This is a genomic window from Streptomyces sp. NPDC102274 (assembly GCF_044766385.1).
Classification (GTDB): Bacteria; Actinomycetota; Actinomycetes; order Streptomycetales; family Streptomycetaceae; genus Streptomyces.
Genome location: NZ_JBIWLW010000066.1, coordinates 1 through 20,952, shown reverse-complemented (window position 1 = coordinate 20,952; position 20,952 = coordinate 1). Strand labels below are relative to the sequence as shown.

The window sequence follows — 20,952 nt, the reverse complement described above, 5'->3', positions numbered from 1 at the left end:
CGGCGCATCCAGCGTCATGATCGAACGCTATCGCTACCGCGGAGCTCGGATCCCGACTCCGTGGACCATCGAACCGGCAGTCGACAACGGCTGACCACTGGGCAAGCCACGTGGAGAGCCGGATGCGTGGCACCGCACGTCCGGTTCGGGTCGGCGGCCCAGAGAAACGGAACGGCAGCAATGCCGTCACCGCGCTCTGGGCCGACCGCACAACCTCATCGACCCAGTGCTGCGGCCTTGCCACGGCACCGATGCCACTGGCATTCCGCTCGCCGTCACCTTGACTGGCGGCAATCGCGATGACGTGACCCAGTTCGTTCCGCTGCTCGAAGCCGTTCCGTCGGTGCGGGTGCGGGGCAAACGCGGCCGGCCTCAGCGTCGCCCGGACGTCGTGCTTGGTGACCGCGAGTACGACCACGACAAGTACCGCCGTCTCGTGCGGGGTCTTGGTGTGCAACCGGTGATCGCCCGTCGCGGGACCGAGTACGTTTCCGGGCTCGGCACTCGCCGCTACACGAAGCCTTGCTCAAGCTCGCCTGCTGCACCAACTGCTGGCGGCGCCTGACGAAGCTCATGCCTCAACCGTCGCTGTCCAAGCTGAAGCCGCGGTCCTGAATCACCGGGAACGTTTGCTCTGCAGCGGCAAGCCACGCATCGATCTCCTCGTGGGACGACCGGATGGCGCTGATCAGTTCAACGAGGGCGTCCAGTTTCTGCCTGCCGACGTTCAGGCGCAGCTCCTCAAGCGAAACTTCCTGGTACGGCATGCTCAGCTGCCACCAGAAGCGCATCAGGTAGCGGCACTCCTGCGGCTCCCGATCACCCGCGAGGCGACAGTGAACCACTGCTTGGACGCACTGCCGCTGGTCATCATCGCGAAAGCCGTCCCTCAGGTCAGTCAAAGTCACGGCCGGACAGTACCAACTGCGCTCACCAACAGGCGCTATGAGGTCATTCCGTGAGGAGTTCTAAGCCAACTGGGCAGGGCATCGCACGTGGTCATGTATGACAACGGCGGTGCGACCAGTGCGGCAAGGCGGCCTCCGGACAAGCCGGACGCCCCGCACATCGGTGTCGCCTACCTCATCGCTCCGCAGCACCCTTCGCTGGCACCTTCTGCTCCGTCGACTCCGCCCCCGGCATGCTTCAGCCGTGACACGCATCAAGGCGCTCCTGGGTGGCATCACGGTCCAGGACTGACGCCGTCGTGACCGCCGCGGACAAGTCGTTGATGGGCGGGGCGGTGCGGACGGAGCGATCTACCGAGCAAGCCAGCCGCAGCTGGCCGAGCCGTGCAGCCGAGCGCTGCCCAGTCAGGCCCCTCCTGCATGCTCAGCGCTCCACAATGCGTGTTCGGACGACAATCCGAGACGAGCCTTCCAGGGACGGCAAGGGCCTGAATCGCTGAGCAGTGGCTTCACGCTCCACGCGGGGCGCTCCGTCCAAGGCTCGCAGCAAACGATCCTGCTCTTCAGCCGGGAGACGCTCCAGCATCCGCACCATCTCCCCCATCTTGTCCCCGACCGACGTCACCGCTCACCCGCGAGGTCGAGATCCTTCTTGCTCGTCTCGGCCACAGCTTCAGTACTCTGAGGACGTCGCCAGGGGTGCGCGATCGGACCGGAGACCGCCCGCCACCACGCCTCCACCGGCAGCCTCCCCGTCGGCTCGAACGGCTCACCCGGCCGCGGGAACGCCACCGCCTGGCCGACCTCCTCGGCCGCATCCTTCATCCACTCGCCCGGCTCCGCCCACGCGTGCAGCGCCAGGTTGAACGTCCCCCAGTGGATCGGCAGCAGAACCCCGCCCGGACTGCCTCCCTGCAGGTCAAGATGGGCCTGCACCCCCTGGGCGGGCGACATGTGAATGTCTGGCCAGGCCCCGGGCAACGGCGTATAGTCCGTGTGGTTCTTGGGCCAGTACTCGCTGTACGCGCCGATCTGGATCATGGTGGCGTCGAACGGGCCGTGCTCGGCGCCGATGTCGCGGAATCCGGGGAAGTAGCCGGTGTCCCCACTGTGGTAGATCCGGTGCTCGGGACCGGCCACAGCCCAGGATGCCCAGAGTGTGTGCTGCTGATTGCGCAGCCCACGGCCGCAGAAGTGCCGCGCGGGGGTGGCGGTCAGCCGGATGCCGGCGACCTCGGTGGACTCGTTCCAGTCCAGTTCGCGCAGCCGGGACGCGGGCACGCCCCACCTCTCCAGATGGGCGCCGACACCGAGCGGTACGGCGAAGATCGTGTCCGTGGAGGCGAGGGCCCGGATCGTGGGCAGATCCAGGTGGTCGTAGTGGTCGTGGGAGATCACGACGACATCGACAGGACCGAGGGAGGCGAGCGGGACGGGCACCGGGTGCAGCCGTTTCGGCCCCGCGAAGGCGAACGGTGAACATCGCTCACCCCAGACGGGGTCGAAGAGCACACGCCTGCCGTCGATCTCGGCGAGCACACTCGAATGCCCCATCCAGGTGAGGCGGAGGCCGGAGGCCGGAGGGGCGGCAAGGTCCGCGAGGGTGGTGGGGTACACGGGAATGGTGCCGATCGGTGACCGCCGGGCCCGCGCTTCCTTCTGGAAGTAGATCTTCGCGAACTCCAGTCCCGAGGCGCCGGACGGTCTGGTCCTGGCACCCACCGGGTTCTGGAACACCCCGTCGACGAAGTTCGGCGAACGGTGGATCCGTTCCAGCCGCTCGCCCGCCGAATCGGCCCCGAAGGCCGCGGGTCGCAGCGAGCGCAGCCGGGAGCGCAACGAAAGGGGGGAACCAGCGCCTGTCACAGCACCTCCTGGAGGTTCGGTGTCGTCCCATTATGTCCGGGCACGTACATCGGTGCGGGTCGAGTCGATCGGAATCGACCGGGCTCCACCCGGGCCGGCGTACGCACGTCCAACGTCGTCAATGCCCCCGGGATTCCCGGCTACGCCCCCGAGTCGGGGGATCTCTCGGGCGGTCGTCCCGGCAGTCATCGCGGCGGTGGCGGCCACCCTCCCGAAGCCGGCCGCCCCACCGGCTGCGCTGCCACGCCACCGGCTGCGATACTGACGGTCATACTGACCAACGGTTCAGTAGATGTCCCCGCGCCGACCCCGCCGCGGCGCTCGCGGACGCTCTCACGCGGGCGCCGACCGCTCCCGTACCCACCGTCATCACCGTTGCCCGAGGAGCCCGCCCGATGACCACGTCACGTCCCTCCGACCCGCTGATCTCGCTGACCTGGACGGACCATGTCACCGGCCGGCGGGGCTTCCTGGTCGTGGACCGGCTGGTCCGCGGGGTCGCCAGCGGCGGTCTGCGGATGCGTCCCGGCTGCACACTCGACGAAGTGACCGGTCTGGCGCGCGGAATGACCATGAAGGAAGCCCTGCACTTCGACGCGGACGACCCGACGGCCCGTTATGTCCCGCTCGGCGGTGCCAAGGGCGGTATCGACTGCGATCCGCGCGACCCCGCCGCGTACGGCGTACTGGTCCGCTATCTGCGTGCCATGCGCCCGTACATCGAGCGGTGCTGGACCACCGGCGAGGACCTGGGCCTGACCCAGGACACCGTGGACCGGGCCGCCGCCGAGGCCGGTCTCGTCTCGACCGTCCAGGCGGTCCATCCGCTGCTGGACGACGAACGGGCGGCCAGGCGGCGCCTCGCCGACGCCTTCGCCGTCGAGGTCGACGGCATCGGGCTGGACGCGCTGGCCGGTGGTTGCGGGGTCGCCGAGTCGGTGCTCACCGCGCTCGACCGGGCGGGCGTGGCGCACGAGGGGACACGCGTGTCCCTCCAGGGCCTCGGCACCATGGGCGGCGCGACGGCGCGCTTCCTCTCCCGGGCCGGACTGAGGATCGTCGCCGTGGCCGACATCAAGGGGACCATCGCCCACCCGGACGGCGTGGATGTCGAGGCGCTGCTCGCCGCCCGCGACGCGTACGGCACCGTCGACCGCGCCGCGCTGCGGCCCGGGGACCGGGAACTGCCGGGCGACGCCTGGCTCTCCGCCGACGCGGACGTGCTGGTCCCCGCGGCCGTCTCGTACGCCGTGACCGCCGCCAACCAGGCCGGGATCACGGCGCGCTGGATCGTCGAGGCGGCGAACATGCCGGTGCTGCCCGAGGCCGAGGAGCCGCTGTCGGCGCGCGGCATCGCGGTGCTGCCCGATGTCGTGGTCAACTCCGCTACGAACGCCTGGTGGTGGTGGACCCTCTTCGGCGACATCGGCCCCGACGCGGACGAGGCGTTCGCCCATACCCGCCGGGCGATGCGCTCCCTGGTGGGCAGCATGCTGGAACGCGCCGAGGCCGACGGTACGACTCCACGCGCCGCCGCCCACGCCATGGCCGCCGACCGCCTGCCGGTCATCGCCCAGCGGTACGGGTGGTACCGGTGAGACGTACGGGTCGGTCTCGGTAGGGTGGCGTCGTGGCGAGAGTGCGGCTGAGTGTGGCGGAACGGCGCGAGGACCTGCTGTGCGCCGCCGTCGGGCAGATCGAGGCGCGGGGCGTGGCCGCCGTGCGGATCTCCGATGTCGCCGCCGTGCTCGGCGTCAGCAACGCGCTGGTGCTCTACCACTTCTCCACGAAGGAGAAGCTGGTCGCCGCCGCCTTCGCCCATGCCGCACGGGACGATCTCGACCAACTGCGCACACTGCTCGGCCGGCGCGACAGCGCGCTGGCCCGGCTGCACCGCGCGGTCCGCTGGTACGCGCCGACCGGGGAGGCCAAGGGGTGGCGGCTGTGGATCGAGAGCTGGGCGGCGGCGCTGCGCGACCCCGCGCTGCGTGAGGTGGCGGGCGCTCTCGACCAGCAGTGGAAGGCGGCGCTCGCCGAGGTCGTCGCGGAGGGCTCGGCGGCGGGTGAATTCCACTGCGCGGACCCGGTGTCGGCGGCCTGGCGACTGACCGCCATGCTGGACGGCCTCGCGGTTCAGATGACGTCGTACGAGGGTTCACTGCCGCGCGCCACCATGGTGGCGTGGGCCGACGAGGCCCTCGCACGCGAACTGGGGCTGGACTGCACGGCCTTCGGAAGACCCGGCCCCGGGCGGAGCACACGGACACTCGGACAGACCTCAGGCAGCGGAAAGGGAGATCGTGGCGCAGCAGCGGACCGACCAGCTCCATCATGATGTGCTGGTCGTCGGGGGCAGCGGAGTGGATACCGTCGTCCGGGTCGACTCGCTGCCGGTGCCACTCACCGACTCGGTCTCGGTGGGGCCCATCCTCGAATGGCCGGGGCACACCGGCGGCAATGTGGCACTCGGCTGCCGGAATCTCGGCCTGAACGTCAAGTTCCTCGACTACCTGGGAGACGACTGGACCGGCGGACGGGTCCGGGAGCGGCTCGCGCGGGGTGGTGTGGACTTCGAGGCCCTGATCTCCCCCGCGGGCACCCGGCGCGCGGTCAATCTCGTGGAGAAGACGGGCCGCCGGATGTCCTTCCACGACGCCAGGGACCCGGACGATCTGCGGATGCCGCGCGACTTCTATCTGCCCCATCTCGAACGCGCGCGCCATGTCCATCTGTCGATCACCAACTTCGCCCGGTTCCTCTATGACGACATCGAGGCGCTGGGCGTGCCGGTCTCGACGGATCTGCACGACTGGGACGGTCTCAGCGACTATCACAGGGACTTCGCCCTCCGGTCCGACCTGGTGTTCCTCAGCGCCGCCGGGGCAAGCGAGCGGATCGCCTCGGTGATGCGGGAGATCCTGCGCGAGGGCCGGGCCGAGGCGGTCGTCGCGATGGCGGGCGCGGGCGGCTCGTATGTGATGAGCCGTGCGGGAAGCCGTACGCCGCGCCCGGTCAGGGCGACCGTCCCGCCCGCGCCGGTGGTGGACTCCAACGGTGCGGGAGACGCGTACGTCTGCGGCTTCCTGTACGGGCGGCTGGCCGGACGCGACCTGGAGGAGTGCGCCCGGCTCGGCGCCGTGGCGGGTGCCCACGCCTGCACGGGGCAGGGCAACGAGGCGCTGATCGGACCGGACGAACTACTCGCGGCCTGACGCCGCGAGCCGGGCGGGATTTGTCGGACACGGCGCAGGGCGAGTACGGCCGAGCCACCGGCCCGAGCCACAACGCACCCCGACAACGCCCCCATCGGCAGGCGGGCCGTTCAGGTCTGCCGCACCGGCGCGTACGCCTCCTCCTCCACCCCGAAGGTCCACGCGACCCCCGCCTTCGCCGTGGACACCGTGGGTGGCACGCGCAGCCAGTAGGTGCGGTACGTACCGTCCGGCTCCGGTGTCGAGTTGACGACCTCGACCATCGCGACATCCTCGTCGCCGTCCAGCGCGATCCGCCACAGCACACCGGTCTCGTCGCGGTGGACGGGCCGCGCTCCCGACTCGTTCAGATAGCGGTCGTAGCCGTAGTACTCCAGCATCACGCGGCGCAGTTCGGCATTGGACTCGGTGCGGATGCGCTCGGGGGTCAGGGACGGCAGCCCGGCGAGGAATTCGGCGGGGACGGGCATCCCGCGCCACGCGTGCAGGGCGAAGCCGTCCGGATAGGCGAGCGCCGGGCCGTCCCCGCGATCCAGCCGGCCCGCCTCGTCGCGGTACAGCGCGACGGGACGCTCGCAGATCACCACCGCGCGTTCGTACGGCCACCACCAGCCGGCGTGCCGCGCCACCTCGGCGAGCCCTTCGAGGCGTTCGCTGCGGCCGTCGAACGCGGCGAGCCAGGCCGCGTCCTGCTGGCCGAGAACCGCGTCGAGCAGCACCGCGCGGATCTCGGCCGCCTCGGCGGGCCGGTCGGCGAGGCTCTCCACGATTCCGGTGCGTATCCGCTCGGCGAGCGCCCGGGTGGTGTCCCACAGCCGGGCGCCGGTGGCGTTCCAGTGCGCGGCCCAGCCCGCCGGTCCCAACTCGTCGTGCACCCTGCGCCGTTCCTCGGCCCACGGGTACGTACGCACCTCGTCACGTACGGACCGTCCCGCGTCTCCGAGTGACCCCGCGGTCCGCGCGCCGGCCAGCGGCGAGCCGGCCCAGATGATCCGCTCCGGCTCCGCGAGGCCCGCCCTGCGGTAGGCGAGCCGCACCCCGCGCTCGGCGGCGGCCCGGTCCGTCTCCCCCGTCGCCGCCGCGACCGCCCGCCACGTAGCCACGTCACTCATCCCCGAAGCCCCGTCCCCTGTCACGCCCGTCCCCTGTGTCATGCCCGTCCCCTGTCATGCCTGTCCGCCATCTCCGTACCGCTGTCGCCCCTGCCCGAGGTCCGCCGTAGGGGCCTGCGGGGCGCTGCCCGGCCCGCTCAGTCCGCGACCATGCGCACCGCGCCCGGCAGGTATTCGCGCTGGCGCACCACTCGGAACCACCCCTTGGGCAGCGGTATCGCCGCGTGCTCCTCGTGCACCACCCGTCCGCCTTCCGGGAGATGGAGGAACATCGGTCCGAGTTCGTCGCCCGGTTCACGGACCAGCCGGCCGGGTCCGGGCACCGCGTGGGCGTGGCCGGTGACCTCGCCGAGGGCCAGGACCAGCCGGCCCCGCGCGTCCCTCGGCTCACCCGGGGCGCGCTCGGCGTCCACCACACGCGACGGCACGGTCTCCACCGCGACGGGCACGATAAGGACGTCTCCCTGCCGGAACATGGCTCTCCCCTCGACCGGCGGCGCCGAGTGCGCCGACCTGTGAACGACGCTAAGGGGAGGGTCTGACAATCGGCCCCGGCGAGGGGTGTTGTCAGTGGCCGCTGGTAGAACTGCTCCACATCAGCCGATCACATATCACCGTTGTCTGGAGCGTTCGTCATGGCCATTTCGAACCATCTGCGGGAGTTCTACGGCCTGCCCGCGTTCGACTTCCTCTCGGCGGACACGACGGTGGAGCTCCCCGACCCGGCCTCCGTGGCCTGGCGCATCTCGGTCGACTCGTACCAGTCCGAGGAGGCGTGGGAGGCGGCGTTCGCGCGCCTCACCGAATCCGTGGACAGCACCGAGGTCCGGGCGCTGATCGTCGGCTCCTGGAGCGACGCCTACGACTCCGGCCCCGACGAGGCGATCTCGGCGCTCGTCGCCGCCCGCGACCGGCTGCCCGCCCTGCGCGCGCTGTTCCTCGGTGACATCACCTTCACGGAGTGCGAGATCTCCTGGATCAACCAGGGGCTGGTGACCCCACTGCTCGACGCCTTCCCCGAGCTGCGCGAATTCGGGGTCCGCGGCGGCCAGGACCTGCGTTTCCCCGCCGTCCGCCATGCGCGGCTGCGCTCGCTCACCATCGAGACGGGCGGCCTGGACGCCGAGGTGGTGCGGTCCGTCGCGGCGAGCGACTTCCCCGAGCTGGAGCATCTCGACCTCTGGCTCGGCACTTCGTGGTACGGCGCCAACGCCCAAGTGGCCGATCTGGCGCCGATCCTGGCCGGGGCGCGGCTGCCCCGGCTGCGGTCGCTGGCGCTGCGCAACAGCGAGATGCAGGACGAGATCGCCGTGGCGCTGGCGGGCGCCCCCGTCGTGGCCGGGCTGGAGACGCTCGATCTCTCGATGGGCACGCTCGGCGACGAAGGCGCGGAGGCCCTTCTCGCCGGCCAGCCGCTCAGCCACCTCAAGAAGCTCGATCTGCACCACAACTTCCTCGGCGAGGCGATGCGGAAGCGTCTCCTCGACACGATGGGCGCGGCCGGCGTCGAGATCGACCTCTCCGAGAACACGGAGCCGGACAGCGAGTCGGACGGCGTCGAGCACCGCTACACCGCGGTGGCGGAGTAACGGATGGCCCCGCACCCGAGCGACACGTCCCCCGGCGCCACGTCCCCGAGCGCCGCGTCCCACAGCGGCACGTCCCCGAGCATGCCAACCGCGAGGGATCCGAAGCTGGTCGTGGTCGGGATCCCCGGCAACCGCCGCGTGTCCCTGTTCCAGGACGCCGTGCGGGCCGCCGGGCTGTCCCCCGCCCGAGAGGTGGCCTGGCGCGATGTGCTGGACGGCCGGGCGGAGTTCACGTCCGGTGAGACGGTACGGATCGACTCCCCGGGCGAGGACCCGGAGGTGGACCGACTGCTGCGCGACATGGACGATCCGACCCGCGTCGAAGGCACGGCCCGCTGGTACGAACGGTTCATGGCGGCCGCCCGGGACCTCGGCCGGGCCGCCTCCACCGCCGGAGCCGATCCGCTCGACGATCCCGACGACTTGGCGGTCCTCTTCGACAAGAGGCTCTGCCATGGCGTGCTGGACGCGGCGGGGGTGCGTGTTCCCGTGTCCCCCACATCGGGCCCCGAAGGCCCGGCCGTGTCCGGCTGGGACGACGTACGCGCCCTGATGGCCGCGGCCGGGCTCCGCCGCGCGTTTGTCAAGATCGCCCACGGCTCGTCGGCCTCCGGTGTCCTGGCCGTCGAGAGGGCGGGTCCCGGCCGGGTGCGTGCCCTCACCTCCGTCGAACGGGACGGCGCGGGCCGCCTCTTCAACTCACTGCGGGTCCGCGACTACACCAGCGAGCGCGACGTGGCCGCGATCATCGACACCCTCGCGCCCGACGGACTGCATATCGAGCAGTGGGTGCCGAAGGGGGTCCTGGACGGCCGGTCGGCGGATCTGCGGGTGGTGGTCGTCGCGGGCCGCGCCACGCACGTGGTCGTACGGACCAGTCGGTCGCCCATGACCAATCTCCATCTCGGGGGGAAGCGCGGGGATCTCGACGCGGCGCGCGCCGTGATCAAGGCGTCCGGCGGCAGCTTCTCCACGGCTCTCACCATGAGTGAACTGGCGGCCGACCGCTTCCCCGGGACCCACTGCGTGGGTGTCGATCTGCTGCCCGCTCCGAGTTGGCGGCGGTACGCGGTCGGCGAGGTCAACGCCTTCGGCGATCTGCTGCCCGGTCTCACGGGGCTGCCGGGCCGCGGCGCCGAGGGGCTGGACACGTACGCGGCGCAGCTCGCCGCCCTGCCGAGGCGTGCGACCCGCTGGACGACCGAGGAGCCGGCGTGCAGACACCTGACATGAACGAGGTCGTCGGGCGGGACGACCTCCTGCTCGTCACCCTCGACACGCTGCGCTTCGATGTCGCGGAGGAACTGGCCGCCGCGGGCCGCATCCCGCATCTCGCCCGGCATCTCCCGGACGGACACTGGGAGAAGCGGCACGCCCCGGGAAGTTTCACCTACGCCTCGCATCAGGCGATCTTCGCCGGGTTCCTGCCCACCCCCGCCGTGCCGGGTCCGCATCCACGGCTGTTCGCCGCGCGCTTCGGAGGCAGCGAGACCACGGCAGACCGGACCTTTGTCTATGACACGCCGGATCTGGTCTCGGGCCTCGCGACGGCCGGCTACCGCACGGTGTGCCTGGGCGGGGTCGGCTTCTTCAACCAGCGGGGCGCGCTCGGCTCCGTACTGCCCGGAATGTTCCAGGAGAGCCACTGGGAGCCGGAGTTCGGCGTGGCCTCCGCCACCTCCTTCGAGTCGCAGGTCGACCGCGCGGAGAAGGTCGTCGCCGGTCTGGAGGCCGACCAGCGGCTGTTCCTGTTCGTCAATGTGGCGGCGCTGCACCAGCCCAACTGGTTCCATCTGCCCGGCGCCACCCAGGAGGCGGGCGACTCGCGGGCCACGCACGCGGCCGCGCTGGAGTATGTCGACCGCCATATCGGCCGGCTCTTCGCCGCCGCGAGCAGCCGTGGGCGCTGCTTCACGATCGTCTGTTCCGACCATGGCACCGCCTACGGCGACGACGGCTGGACCGGCCACCGCCTGGGCCACGAGGTGGTCTGGACCGTGCCGTACGCCCATTTCTTCCTGGAGAGCGGGACAGCCCGATGAGCACCACCCTCGCACCGCGTCCGTACGAGAGTTATGTCTACGCCTATCCGCACAAGACCGCCTACCGCCCGCTGGAGGACCGCCCGGCGCTGCGTGGGCTGTGGGCCGGCGAACGCAAGGACGCCCTCTCCCTCTATCTGCACATACCGTTCTGCGAGGTCCGCTGCGGCTTCTGCAATCTCTTCACCCGGATCGGCGCCCCCGACGAACTGACCACGCGCTATCTCGACGCGCTCGACCGGCAGGCGACCGCCGTACGCGACGCCCTGGCGGAAGCGGAGGCCGGCGCGGACACCGTACGGTTCGCCACGGCGGCCTTCGGCGGTGGCACGCCCACCTATCTGGACGCCGACGAGCTGGACCGGCTCTGCGACATCGCCGAGAAGCGGATGGGGGCCGAACTGCGGGCGGTCCCGCTCTCCGTGGAGACCTCCCCCGCCACGGCCACCGCCGACCGGCTGGCGGTGCTCGCCGAGCGGGGTGCCACGCGACTGAGCATCGGCGTCCAGAGCTTCGTCGACGCGGAAGCGAAGGCCGCCGTGCGCCCACAGCACCGCGCCGAGGTCGAGGCCGCGCTCGGCCGCATACGGGACGCCCGGATCCCCGTCCTGAACATCGATCTCATCTACGGCATCGACGGCCAGACGAAGGCGAGCTGGCGCCACTCCCTGGACGCCGCGCTCACCTGGCGGCCCGAGGAGCTGTATCTCTACCCCCTGTACGTACGGCCGCTCACGGGCCTCGGCCGGCTCGGCGCCGGCGGTGACTCCGCCTGGGACGAGCAGCGGCTGCGGCTCTACCGGCAGGGCCGCGACCATCTTCTCGCCCACGGCTACGAGCAGATGTCGATGCGTATGTTCCGCCGCCCGGACATCCCGTTCGAGACCGCCGGCGCCGAGGACTACGCGTGCCAGACCGACGGGATGATCGGTCTGGGCTGCGGGGCCCGCTCGTACACCTCCGCTCTCCACTACTCCTTCGACTACGCGGTCGACATGCGCGAGATACGCGCCATCATCGACACCTACACGGCGACCGAGGACTTCTCCCGCGCGGAGGTCGGCCGCCGGATCGACGACGGCGAGGCACGCCGCCGCCATCTTCTCCAGTCCCTCCTCCAGGCAGGGGGAATGGCGGAGGCCGGTTACCGCGAGCGGTTCGGCTCCGGCCCCGCCGAGGACTTCCCCGCCGAGCTGGACCGGTTCGCGGCCCTCGGCTGGCTCGACGAGCGCGCGCCGACCGGTCTGCTACGCCTCTCCCCCGAGGGGCTCGCCTACTCGGACGCGCTGGGTCCCGCGCTCTTCTCCCCCGCCGTACGGGCTTCGATGGCCGCGTACGAGAGGAAGTGAGACCCCGTGGACCTGACGATCCTCTACCGCGGCCCGCTCGCCTCCTGCGACTACGACTGCCCGTACTGCCCGTTCGCCAAGCGCCGCGACAGCCGGGACCAACTGCGCGCGGACCGGGCCGCCCTGGAGCGCTTCACCGCCTGGGCGTCGGAACAGCGGGAGGACAGGCTGTCGGTGCTGTTCACCCCGTGGGGCGAAGGGCTGGTCCGCTCCTGGTACCGGCGTGCCCTCACCGAGCTGTCGCGGCTGCCACACATCGGCCGCGTGGCGATCCAGACGAATCTCAGTTGCCGCACCGACTGGCTGGCGGACGCCGATCCCGCGAAGCTCGCCCTGTGGTGTACGTACCACCCGGGCCAGACGCCGTACGACCGCTTCCTCGCGAAGACCCATGAGCTGGCGGACCGGTCGATCCGGTTCAGTGTGGGGGTCGTCGGCCTGCCGGACCACCTGGAGCACGCCCGCCGGCTGCGCGCGGACCTGCCCGAGCAGGTGTATCTCTGGGTCAACGCGGCCGAGGGGCACAGCTATACGGACGAGGAGGCCGACCGCTGGACGGCTCTCGATCCGCTCTTCGCCTACAGCCGCAGCCCGCACCGCTCGGCCGGTCTGCCCTGCCGCACGGGCGAGTCGGTGATCTCGGTGGACGGCGAGGGGACGGTGCGGCGCTGCCACTTCGTCCGCGCCGAGCTGGGCAATCTCTACGACGGGTCCTACCGGCGCGCGCTCGCTCCGCGGGCGTGCCCGCTGGCGGTGTGCGACTGCCATATCGGCTATGTGCATCTGGAGACGCTGCCGTTGTACGACGTCTTCGCCGGAGGGGTACTGGAACGGGTCCCGGCGGGGATATGACCGGCCGGATCCCCCCGGGGGCCACTGCTCGCGGAGTCGTGGCTCCAGGGGTCAGAGCTCCAGGGGTCAGTACCCCCGGGGTCAGTGCTTGAGGGGCAGAAGGTCCGGGCGTTTCGCCTCGACGTGATCGCCGGACGACTCGCCGCGCAGCCGCCGCCCGATCCACGGCACCAGATACTCGCGCGCCCAGTGGATGTCGTCGCGCCGCACCTCCAGCGTCCCGCGCGGCGGCTGCGGCGGCCACGGCTGGTCCGGGTCCGCGGGCACATCGAGGCCGAGCACCTGCGCGGCGCGCAGCGCGACGCGCGTGTGCCCCTCGGACGACAGATGCAGCCGGTCGCCGTCCCAGGCACGCCTGTCCTGGACGGACTTGAGCGACCAGAGATCGAGCACCGGGCAGTCGTAGCGGTCCGCGATGGCCCGCACATGGGCGGTGTACGTGGCGATCTTGCCGCGCAGATGGCGCAGCACGGGCACGCCCCGGGTGTCGAAGCCGGTGGTCACCATGACCGTGCCGACGGCGCCGGAGAGATCGGCGACGGCCCGCTCGAAACGCTCGGCGACATCGTCGGGGTCGGTGCCCGGCCGGATGATGTCATTGCCGCCGGCGCAGAACGTCACCAGATCCGGGGCGAGTTCCTTCGCGCGCGGAATCTGTTCGTCGACGATCTGGTCGAGGAGCCGGCCGCGCACAGCGAGATTGGCGTACCGGAAATCGCCGTGGGGGGTGCTCTCCGTCGCACCCGAGACCGGCAGTTGGTCGGCGAGCAGGACCGCGAGCCGGTCAGCCCAGCCGACATACATCCCGTCGGGGCCCGGATCTCCCACCCCCTCGGTGAAGCTGTCGCCGATCGCCGCGTACGACCCGAGTACGCCATTTCTTCTTGATCTCGAATCGTCTGCCACAGCACCACATCATTCACCGGCAGATGTGACCTACGCGACCGTAAGGAGGGGTTGACGCCGGGTGAGATATGCCATCGGTCAATTTTCAGCCAAGCGGGAATAGGCGAAAACCACCGCTGCCCGGCACGGAAAGTGCCGGGCAGCGGAATGGGCTGACGTGATCCGACGAATCAGATGTCGACGCCATTCTGCCGGAGGTAGGCCACCGGGTCGACGTCCGAGCCATAGTCGGGGCCGGTACGGATCTCGAAGTGCAGGTGCGGTCCGGTGGCGTTGCCGGTGGCACCGGAGAGTCCGATCTGCTGGCCCGCGCTGACGCTCTGGCCCTCGGAGACGTCCAGGGACGACAGGTGGCCGTACTGCGAGTACATGCCGTCGCTGTGCTGGATGACGACCTGGTTGCCGTACGAGCCGCCCCAGCCGGCCGTCACGACCGTGCCGTCGGTGACCGCCTTGACGGGGGTGCCCGAGGCCGCCGTGAAGTCGACACCGGTGTGGTAGCCGCTGGCCCAGCTGGAGCCGGCGGCCTGGTACGGCGTGGAGGTCGGTCCGTCGACCGGCGCGTTGAAGCCGGAACCGGTGCTCTGCGCCGCGTTGTCGGCGGTGGGGTCCTGCTCGGCGGTCGAGGTGGCGGACTCGTCCGTCGAGCCGCTCGACGAAGAGTGGTCGGCCGAGGAGGCGGAGTCGGACGACGAGCCGGAGTCCGACGAGGAACTGGAGTCGGCCGAGGAACTGGAGGACTCCGCGGGAGCCTCGGACGAGGTGCTCGCCGCGGCCCTCGCGCCGAGGGTCAGCTTCAGGCCGGGGTGGATCAGCGACGGGTTGTCGCCGACGGCCTCGCGGTTGTCCTGATACAGCCGATGCCAGCCGCCCCGGACATGGTGCTCGACGGCGATCTTGGAGAGATAGTCCCCGGCGACCACGGTGTAGTTCCTCGCGACCTTGGTGGCGGCGGTGTGTGCCGAGGCGGAGACGGCCTGCGGAGCGGCGGCGGGGGCGGCCTTCTCCGCGGCGTGCGCGCCGGTGGCGCCGAGGAGCGGAAGCGCGATGGCTGCGCCACCCGTGCCGGCGGCGATGAATCCACGCGAGATCGGGTTGGTCTTGGAACGGCGGTGCTTACCCTTCGCGGGCATGGCGAATTCCTCTCCGGCGCCTGCGAGGTGAGCTGTCGGGTTCGGGCTGGAGATGCCCGGCCGCGCGAGATGCGCGACTTCACCCCGAGCCGCCCGGAGTTCCGGATCGGCGTATCACCTGGTTCCCCCGCTCCTGCCACGCGTTGATGGATGGATGCGAATTCCAAGCGGCGGCAGGATTCGGCGATCCGCTCGGATTGAGGCTGAAGGTAAGCGAGTCGGACGGCCGGAACAAGATGCTGTATTCCCGCGATCGCACCCGTTTCAAATATCGTTCTGGTTATCCGGTCACCCTGCGTGGATTCAGATCTCCAATTTCCTTACAGGGCAGCAATTTCCCTTCCCGCTACCACCACGCAACGTCACAGATATGATCCTGCTCACGGTCCCGAGCCCATCTCCCCTGCGACCGGGGCAGGTTATGCGGAATCACCCATTCCGGACAGATAGGCATATGGGTCATATTCCTCGGCGCGAGGTGTCCGAATAATGCGCTTCTGGCCCCTCCGGGGCTGGGCTGATTGCAACAGGTTGCCTGAGGAACAAATGTCGTAGGGTCGGAAGTCGACATCGTCGGCGAGCCGCGCCGACGGCAGACACGGAGGAGCACGCCGTGACGCAGCAGCTGCCGCAGGTCCCGTCGACAGAGCCCGAGTTGTCCGGCGTGCGCAACTTTCGCGACGTGGGCGGGCTGCCGACCACGGACGGCCGGCGGGTGGCCCACGGCAGGCTCTTCCGCAGCGGACACCTCGCCAACGCCACCCCTGCCGATGCCGCCTTCCTCTCCTCCCTCGGCCTCCACACGATCTTCGACTTCCGTAACGCCGCGGATCTGAAGCTCGACGGCGCGGACGTGGAGCTGACCGGTGTACGCAATGTGAACCTGCCGCTCACCGATCCGGCGGACGGCGCCGAGTTCTGGCTGATGGTGCGGGACGGCGATCTCGACCAGCTGCGCTCACTCCTCTCGGAAGGCAGGGCGGCGACCCGGATGATCGACTCGTACCGGACGATCATCACGGAACGCACCGCCGAGCACAGCCGCGTCCTGCACTCCCTCGCCGAGGACAGCGTCCCCGCGCTCATGCACTGCGCGGCGGGCAAGGACCGGGCGGGGCTCTCCATCGCGGTGTCCCTGCTCGCCGTCGGGGTGGAACCCGAGGCGATCGAGGCCGACTATCTCAAGTCGAACGACCCGCACCGCCGCTACCCGATCCGCCGCAGCGACAACTCCCCCACCGGGATGTCCCCCGAGGTGATGGAGCTCCTCAGTCCGCTCTTCGACGCGCGCGCCGAGTACCTCGCGGCGGCCTTCGAGACCATAGAGAAGACCTGGGGCACCACCGACCGTTATCTGACCGAGGGTCTCGGGCTCGCCCCCGAGACCCGCGAGCGGCTCCGCACCCGCCTCCTCGACCAGGGCTGAGCGAGCGACGGCGACAGCGGGGATAGCGGAGGGGGGAGCCGCGGCCTCGAAGGAAAGCCGCTACCCCCGAGCCACCACCTCCAAGCCACTACCCCCGCGCGCCCATCTCGAAGACCAGATAGAGGAAGGCCGCGAAGAGATGGCCGGCGATCAGGTAGGCGACGAGCCGGATGACCAGCCCGCGGGGGAACTTCCCCTCCTCCTTCATGACATGACCGGGCGCGGGCTTCTCCGACACGGGGTTCTCCGACACGGGGTTCTCTGACTCGGGCATGGTGGCAGACCTCTCTCAGCAGGTCAGCGGCGATGGGCCCCGGCGCCGAGGCACAGCTCGGCGGCGGGGCTCTGCAGCAGGGTATGGACGAAGAGCAGCTCGGTCCCCTCGGGTCCGGCCGCCGCGATCCGGTGCGGGGTGAGCGAGTCGAAGTGCGCGCTGTCCCCGGGGTCGAGTACGTGTACGGCGTCTCCGAGGGTCAGCCGCAGCCGCCCTTCGAGGACATGGAGCCACTCCTCACCCGGGTGCACGCGGACGAGGTCGCCCTGCGCCCCGTACGGGACCTGGAGCCGCAGCGGCTGCATGGCCCGCCCCGAGCCGCCCGCCTGGTGGTACGTCCAGCCGTCGGCCTCGACCGGTTCCGTCCGGCCCGCCCGGACGATGGGATCGCGCTCCGGCGGCACCTCCCCGAGCAGCTCGGAGACGGTCGTACCGTAGGTACGGGCGAGGCTCAGCAGCATCGGGAGCGACGGCTGTCTGCGGCCGGTTTCCAGCCGGGAGAGATGGGCCGGGGAGAGCCCGGCCCGCCGGGCGGCGGTCTCCAGGGTGAGCCGCCGGTCGCGGCGCAGCTCGCGCAGGCGGGGTGCGACATCGGGCAGCCGGCCGGGCAGATCTTCGGCGGCCTCTCCGGCGGGAGGTGTGCTCATACCTCTATTGCGCCAGGAACTTTCCTCCGGGGCAAATTTCTTACCCCGGAGGCAAAAGTTCGGCACTCCCGCTATCGGTTGGCCACGGCCTGCTTCACCAGGGTCCTGCCGAAGTCCCACATCAGTCCACCACCGCCGTGGGCGTCGTCCATGACCGCCGTGAAGGCGTCCACGAAGCGCTCGACCTCCCGCTCCTCGATGGTCAGCGGCGGGATCAGCTTGATCACTTCCAGATGGTCGCCGGAGACCTGGGTGAGGATCCGGTGCTTCTGGAGCAACGGTACGACCACCATCTGCGCGAAGAGCCCCTTGCGGGCAGCCTGGAGCATGGTCCACCGACCGCGCAGCTTGATCGAGTTCGGCCGGCCGAACTCGATGCCGATCATCAGGCCACGGCCGCGTACCTCGTACAGCAGCTCATACCGGTCGACGAGCGCGGCCAGCCGTGACCGGAGCAGATCCCCGGTGGCCCGAGCGTTGGCCACGACATTCTCGTCCTCCATCACGGACAGCACGGCCAGGCCCGCGGCCATGGCCTGGGCGTTGGATCCGAAGCTCGCCGAGTGGACCAGCACCCGGTCCATCGAGGAGTAGACCTTCTTGAAGATCCAGTCCTTGCCGAGGGTCGCGCCGACGGGTACATAACCGCCGGAGAGCGCCTTGGCCACACAGACGAGATCCGGCTCCACCCCCTCCTCGTGCTGGTACGCGTAGAAGTCCCCGGTCCTGCCGAGGCCGGTCTGCACCTCGTCGACGATGAGCAGCGCCTTGTGCCTGTGCAGCAGTTCCTGGGCGGCGCGCAGAAAACCGGGCGGCGTCTCGTGGACGCCCTTGCCCTGGATCGGCTCGACGACGAAGGCGGCCACGTCACCGCGCTTGAGCTCCCTCTCCAGCCCGTCGAGATCGCCGAGCGCGAGGGCGGTGTCGGGCAGCAGCGGTGCGAAGCCGTCCCGGAAGCCGTCCTCGCCGTTGACCGACAGCGAGCCCGTGGTGAGCCCGTGGAAGGCGTGCGAGCAGTACAGGATCCTGGGCTTCCCGGTCGCGTACCGCGCGAACTTCAGCGCCGTCTCCACCGCTTCCGTACCGCTGTTGCCGAAGAACACCCGGTCCAGATGCGGGGAGTGGGCGAGCAGCTTCTCGGCGAGCAGTCCGGGCAGCGGCTGGCAGTCGAAGCGGGTGAGGTCGGCGAGCGAAGCGTCGAGGACGTCGTGGAGCGCCTTGCGTACGACGGGGTGGTGCCGGCCGAGACCCATGACGCCGAAGCCGGCGAGCATGTCCAGATAGTCGTTGCCGTCCTCGTCCCAGAAGTAGGCTCCCTCGGCCCGCTCGTAGAACCGGTCGAAGCCGATGGTGTGCAGCATGCGCGGCAGTTGATGGTTGAGGTGCTTGGTGTGCAGCTCGTAGCGCTCGGCACCGCGCTCGGCGAGCAGTCGCGACAGGTCGAAGCCCGCGGGCTCGGTCATTCCGTGCTCTCCTTGCCTGCCGGGCTCGCCTTGCCTGCCGCGCTCTCCTTGCCTGCCGGGCTCTGCTCGCGCGCCGGCCTCCCCACACGTGCCCGGCTCTCGTCGCGTACCAGAGCGGCGCTGATCCGTCCCGCGATCTCCACCGGGGTGAGACCGATGTCGGCCAGTACCTCACCCCGTTTGGCGTGGGCGAGAAACTCCTCGGGGATGCCGAAGGTCCGCAGCGGTACGTCCACCCCGGCGTCACGCAGCGACAGTCCGACGGCCGAACCCACCCCGCCACTGCGGCTGTTGTCCTCGACGACCGCGACCAGCCGGTGCCGTTCCGCCAGCGGGGCGAGCTGTTCGTCCACGGGCTTGACCCATCGGGGATCGACCACCGTGCAGCCGATACCGCGCTCCGCGAGCAGATCCGCCGCCTGGAGGCACACGGGCGCGAGCACCCCCACCGATACGAGCAGCACCTCCGCGTCCACCGCGCGGCGCAGGATGTCCATCCCTCCCACGCGCCCGACGGCCGGGATCTCGGCGCCCGCCGGCTCCTTGGCGAACCGGACGACCGTCGGCGCGTCGTCCACGGCCACCGCCTCGCGCAGTTGCGCCCGCAGCTGTCCTGCGTCGCGCGGCGCCGCGATCCGCAGTCCGGGTACGCACTGAAGGATCGACATGTCCCACATGCCGTTGTGCGAGGCCCCGTCGACCCCGGTGACCCCGGCCCGGTCGAGTACGAACGTGACGCCGCACCGGTGCAGGGCGACATCCATCAGCAACTGGTCAAAGGCGCGGTTGAGGAACGTGGCGTAGACGGCGACGACCGGATGCAGCCCTCCGGTGGCGAGCCCCGCCGCGGAGACCACCGCGTGCTGCTCGGCGATCCCCACGTCCCAGACCCGGTCCGGGAAGCGCTCGGCGAACTCCGTCAGCCCGACGGGGTGCAGCATGGCCGCCGTGATCGCCACGACATCGGGCCGCTCCTCGCCGATCGCGACGATCTCGTCGCGGAACACCGAGGTCCAGGACGGACCGCTCGGCGGTGCCAGCGGCTCGCAGGTCAGCGGATCCATCACACCGACGGTATGGAAGCGGTCCGCCTCGTCCTCCAGCGCCGGCGCGTAGCCGCGCCCCTTCTCCGTCAGACAGTGCACCAGCACAGGCCCGTGAAAGCGTTTCGCGCGCCGCAGCGCCGATTCAAGGGCGGCGGTGTCATGGCCATCGACGGGTCCGACGTATTTGAGGCCGAGGTCCTCGAACATGCCCTGCGGGGCGAAGGCGTCCTTGAACCCCTTCTTCGCGCCGTGCAGTGACCCGTACAGCGGCCGGCCCACCACGGGGGTGCGCTGGAGTACGTCCTTGCCCCAGGCCAGGACGGTCTCGTAGCCGTCGGTGGTACGGAGAGTGGCGAGATGATCGGCGAGTCCGCCTATCGTCGGACCGTAGGACCGTTCATTGTCGTTGACGACGATGATCAGGGGCCGGTCCTTGGCCGCGGCGATATTGTTCAGCGCCTCCCAGGCCATCCCGCCGGTGAGCGCACCGTCCCCGATGACCGCGACGACATGGTCCTCGCCGCCGAGCACCTCACGTGCCTTGGCGAGTCCGTCGGCCCAGCCGAGCACGGTCGAGGCGTGCGAGTTCTCGATGACATCGTGTACGGACTCGGCGCGTGAGGGATAGCCGGAAAGGCCGCCCTTGCCGCGCAGTTTGGAGAAGTCCTGTCTGCCGGTGAGAAGTTTATGGACATAGCTCTGATGGCCGGTGTCCCACAGAATTCGGTCGACGGGCGAATCGAAGACCCGATGCAGGGCGATGGTCAGCTCCACCACCCCGAGATTGGGCCCGAGATGGCCGCCGGTTCTGGCGACCGCCTGAATCAGGAACTGTCTGATGTCCTCGGCCAGTTCACCGATGTCGCTTTCACTCAGCGCCTTGAGATCGCGCGGCCCCCGGATATGCTCCAAGACTGACACGCTCGGGCCCCCTCTCGGAATGCTTCTTCAGCTCACGGTGACGGCGGGTGTCCCCGAGGTAACCCCCGCGTCCGCCATGGATTCGGCGATTTTCATCGCCTCGTCGATCAAGGTCTCCACGATCTTCGATTCCGGGACGGTCTTGATGACCTCGCCCTTGACGAAGATCTGGCCCTTGCCATTGCCGGACGCGACACCGAGATCGG

Annotated in this window: 19 protein-coding genes, 2 pseudogenes and 1 riboswitch; of the genes and pseudogenes, 10 read left to right on the top strand and 11 right to left on the bottom strand. The window is 70.2% G+C overall.

Annotation, left to right across the window (positions count from 1 at the left end; all coding sequences use genetic code 11):
- Nucleotides 1-196: 196 nt before the first annotated feature.
- Nucleotides 197-514, top strand: a pseudogene (locus tag ACIRQP_RS40340) (transposase); the annotation flags it as partial.
- 64 nt (nt 515-578) lie between these two features.
- On the opposite strand, the gene ACIRQP_RS40335 reads toward ACIRQP_RS40340, so the two are convergent.
- Complete coding sequence (locus ACIRQP_RS40335) at nt 579-908, bottom strand: hypothetical protein (RefSeq protein WP_403900157.1); 330 nt, start codon at nt 906-908, stop codon at nt 579-581.
- Between the two features lie 621 nt (nt 909-1,529).
- Nucleotides 1,530-2,774, bottom strand: a complete 1,245-nt coding sequence (locus ACIRQP_RS40330) for an MBL fold metallo-hydrolase (RefSeq protein ID WP_403900155.1) — start codon at nt 2,772-2,774, stop codon at nt 1,530-1,532.
- Between the two features lie 395 nt (nt 2,775-3,169).
- Here ACIRQP_RS40330 and ACIRQP_RS40325 point away from each other — a divergent pair, with 395 nt between their 5' ends.
- The 3 genes from ACIRQP_RS40325 to ACIRQP_RS40315 are packed head-to-tail and all read left to right on the top strand — an operon-like array spanning nt 3,170 to nt 5,986.
- Nucleotides 3,170-4,372, top strand: coding sequence for a Glu/Leu/Phe/Val dehydrogenase dimerization domain-containing protein (locus tag ACIRQP_RS40325; RefSeq protein WP_403900153.1), 1,203 nt, complete (start codon nt 3,170-3,172; stop codon nt 4,370-4,372).
- Nucleotides 4,373-4,404: 32 nt separating this feature from the next.
- Nucleotides 4,405-5,109 (top strand): TetR/AcrR family transcriptional regulator, encoded by a 705-nt coding sequence (locus ACIRQP_RS40320; RefSeq protein WP_403900151.1) that lies wholly within the window; start codon nt 4,405-4,407, stop codon nt 5,107-5,109.
- On the top strand, nt 5,075-5,986 hold the full coding sequence (locus ACIRQP_RS40315) for a carbohydrate kinase family protein (protein ID WP_403900149.1): 912 nt from the start codon (nt 5,075-5,077) through the stop codon (nt 5,984-5,986). Before ACIRQP_RS40320 ends, ACIRQP_RS40315 begins: the two co-directional genes overlap by 35 nt.
- A 110-nt stretch (nt 5,987-6,096) precedes the next feature.
- Here ACIRQP_RS40315 and ACIRQP_RS40310 read toward each other — a convergent pair whose 3' ends face one another.
- Nucleotides 6,097-7,098, bottom strand: a complete 1,002-nt coding sequence (locus ACIRQP_RS40310; protein ID WP_403900147.1) for a DUF6745 domain-containing protein — start codon at nt 7,096-7,098, stop codon at nt 6,097-6,099.
- A 137-nt stretch (nt 7,099-7,235) separates the two neighbouring features.
- On the bottom strand, nt 7,236-7,574 hold the full coding sequence (locus ACIRQP_RS40305) for a hypothetical protein (RefSeq protein ID WP_403900145.1): 339 nt from the start codon (nt 7,572-7,574) through the stop codon (nt 7,236-7,238).
- Nucleotides 7,575-7,733: 159 nt separating this feature from the next.
- Here ACIRQP_RS40305 and ACIRQP_RS40300 point away from each other — a divergent pair, with 159 nt between their 5' ends.
- From ACIRQP_RS40300 to ACIRQP_RS40280, 5 genes are all read left to right on the top strand, one after another.
- Entirely contained in the window at nt 7,734-8,687 is a 954-nt protein-coding gene (locus ACIRQP_RS40300) for an STM4015 family protein (RefSeq protein ID WP_403900143.1), read from the top strand.
- 81 nt (nt 8,688-8,768) lie between these two features.
- Nucleotides 8,769-9,920: an STM4014 family protein gene (locus ACIRQP_RS40295; protein WP_403900141.1), complete on the top strand. Its 1,152-nt coding sequence runs from the start codon at nt 8,769-8,771 to the stop codon at nt 9,918-9,920.
- Entirely contained in the window at nt 9,917-10,729 is an 813-nt protein-coding gene (locus ACIRQP_RS40290) for an STM4013/SEN3800 family hydrolase (RefSeq protein WP_403900159.1), read from the top strand. Before ACIRQP_RS40295 ends, ACIRQP_RS40290 begins: the two co-directional genes overlap by 4 nt.
- Nucleotides 10,726-12,078, top strand: a complete 1,353-nt coding sequence (locus ACIRQP_RS40285; protein ID WP_403900139.1) for an STM4012 family radical SAM protein — start codon at nt 10,726-10,728, stop codon at nt 12,076-12,078. Before ACIRQP_RS40290 ends, ACIRQP_RS40285 begins: the two co-directional genes overlap by 4 nt.
- A gap of 6 nt (nt 12,079-12,084) precedes the next feature.
- Entirely contained in the window at nt 12,085-12,930 is an 846-nt protein-coding gene (locus ACIRQP_RS40280) for an STM4011 family radical SAM protein (protein WP_403900137.1), read from the top strand.
- Nucleotides 12,931-13,011: 81 nt separating this feature from the next.
- On the opposite strand, the gene ACIRQP_RS40275 is transcribed toward ACIRQP_RS40280, so the two are convergent.
- Entirely contained in the window at nt 13,012-13,836 is an 825-nt protein-coding gene (locus tag ACIRQP_RS40275) for an SGNH/GDSL hydrolase family protein (protein ID WP_403900135.1), read from the bottom strand.
- Between the two features lie 170 nt (nt 13,837-14,006).
- Nucleotides 14,007-14,969: a peptidoglycan DD-metalloendopeptidase family protein gene (locus ACIRQP_RS40270; RefSeq protein WP_403900133.1), complete on the bottom strand. Its 963-nt coding sequence runs from the start codon at nt 14,967-14,969 to the stop codon at nt 14,007-14,009.
- 4 nt (nt 14,970-14,973) lie between these two features.
- Nucleotides 14,974-15,165, bottom strand: a riboswitch (cyclic di-AMP (ydaO/yuaA leader).
- 417 nt (nt 15,166-15,582) lie between these two features.
- Here ACIRQP_RS40270 and ACIRQP_RS40265 point away from each other — a divergent pair.
- Complete coding sequence (locus tag ACIRQP_RS40265; protein ID WP_403900131.1) at nt 15,583-16,395, top strand: tyrosine-protein phosphatase; 813 nt, start codon at nt 15,583-15,585, stop codon at nt 16,393-16,395.
- An 88-nt stretch (nt 16,396-16,483) separates the two neighbouring features.
- On the opposite strand, the gene ACIRQP_RS40260 is transcribed toward ACIRQP_RS40265, so the two are convergent.
- From ACIRQP_RS40260 to ACIRQP_RS40240, 5 genes and pseudogenes are all read right to left on the bottom strand, one after another.
- Nucleotides 16,484-16,669: a DUF6126 family protein gene (locus ACIRQP_RS40260; protein WP_403900129.1), complete on the bottom strand. Its 186-nt coding sequence runs from the start codon at nt 16,667-16,669 to the stop codon at nt 16,484-16,486.
- 23 nt (nt 16,670-16,692) lie between these two features.
- Nucleotides 16,693-17,316, bottom strand: a complete 624-nt coding sequence (locus tag ACIRQP_RS40255) for a helix-turn-helix domain-containing protein (protein ID WP_403900127.1) — start codon at nt 17,314-17,316, stop codon at nt 16,693-16,695.
- Between the two features lie 71 nt (nt 17,317-17,387).
- A complete protein-coding gene (locus ACIRQP_RS40250; protein ID WP_403900126.1) occupies nt 17,388-18,779 on the bottom strand; it encodes an aspartate aminotransferase family protein in 1,392 nt (463 codons plus the stop codon).
- Complete coding sequence (gene dxs, locus ACIRQP_RS40245) at nt 18,776-20,746, bottom strand: 1-deoxy-D-xylulose-5-phosphate synthase (RefSeq protein ID WP_403900124.1); 1,971 nt, start codon at nt 20,744-20,746, stop codon at nt 18,776-18,778. The genes ACIRQP_RS40250 and dxs overlap by 4 nt, the downstream gene beginning before the upstream one ends.
- A 27-nt stretch (nt 20,747-20,773) precedes the next feature.
- Nucleotides 20,774-20,952: pseudogene (locus tag ACIRQP_RS40240) on the bottom strand (4-hydroxy-3-methylbut-2-en-1-yl diphosphate synthase); the annotation flags it as partial.

Coding starts and splice junctions, on each gene's coding strand:
- ACIRQP_RS40325 (WP_403900153.1), top strand. CDS start 3,170: ATGACCACGTCACGTCCCTCCGACCCGCTGATCTCGCTGACCTGGACG.
- ACIRQP_RS40310 (WP_403900147.1), bottom strand. CDS start 7,098: ATGAGTGACGTGGCTACGTGGCGGGCGGTCGCGGCGGCGACGGGGGAG.
- ACIRQP_RS40305 (WP_403900145.1), bottom strand. CDS start 7,574: ATGTTCCGGCAGGGAGACGTCCTTATCGTGCCCGTCGCGGTGGAGACC.
- ACIRQP_RS40300 (WP_403900143.1), top strand. CDS start 7,734: ATGGCCATTTCGAACCATCTGCGGGAGTTCTACGGCCTGCCCGCGTTC.
- ACIRQP_RS40295 (WP_403900141.1), top strand. CDS start 8,769: ATGCCAACCGCGAGGGATCCGAAGCTGGTCGTGGTCGGGATCCCCGGC.
- ACIRQP_RS40290 (WP_403900159.1), top strand. CDS start 9,917: ATGAACGAGGTCGTCGGGCGGGACGACCTCCTGCTCGTCACCCTCGAC.
- ACIRQP_RS40285 (WP_403900139.1), top strand. CDS start 10,726: ATGAGCACCACCCTCGCACCGCGTCCGTACGAGAGTTATGTCTACGCC.
- ACIRQP_RS40270 (WP_403900133.1), bottom strand. CDS start 14,969: ATGCCCGCGAAGGGTAAGCACCGCCGTTCCAAGACCAACCCGATCTCG.
- ACIRQP_RS40260 (WP_403900129.1), bottom strand. CDS start 16,669: ATGCCCGAGTCAGAGAACCCCGTGTCGGAGAACCCCGTGTCGGAGAAG.
- ACIRQP_RS40255 (WP_403900127.1), bottom strand. CDS start 17,316: ATGAGCACACCTCCCGCCGGAGAGGCCGCCGAAGATCTGCCCGGCCGG.
- ACIRQP_RS40250 (WP_403900126.1), bottom strand. CDS start 18,779: ATGACCGAGCCCGCGGGCTTCGACCTGTCGCGACTGCTCGCCGAGCGC.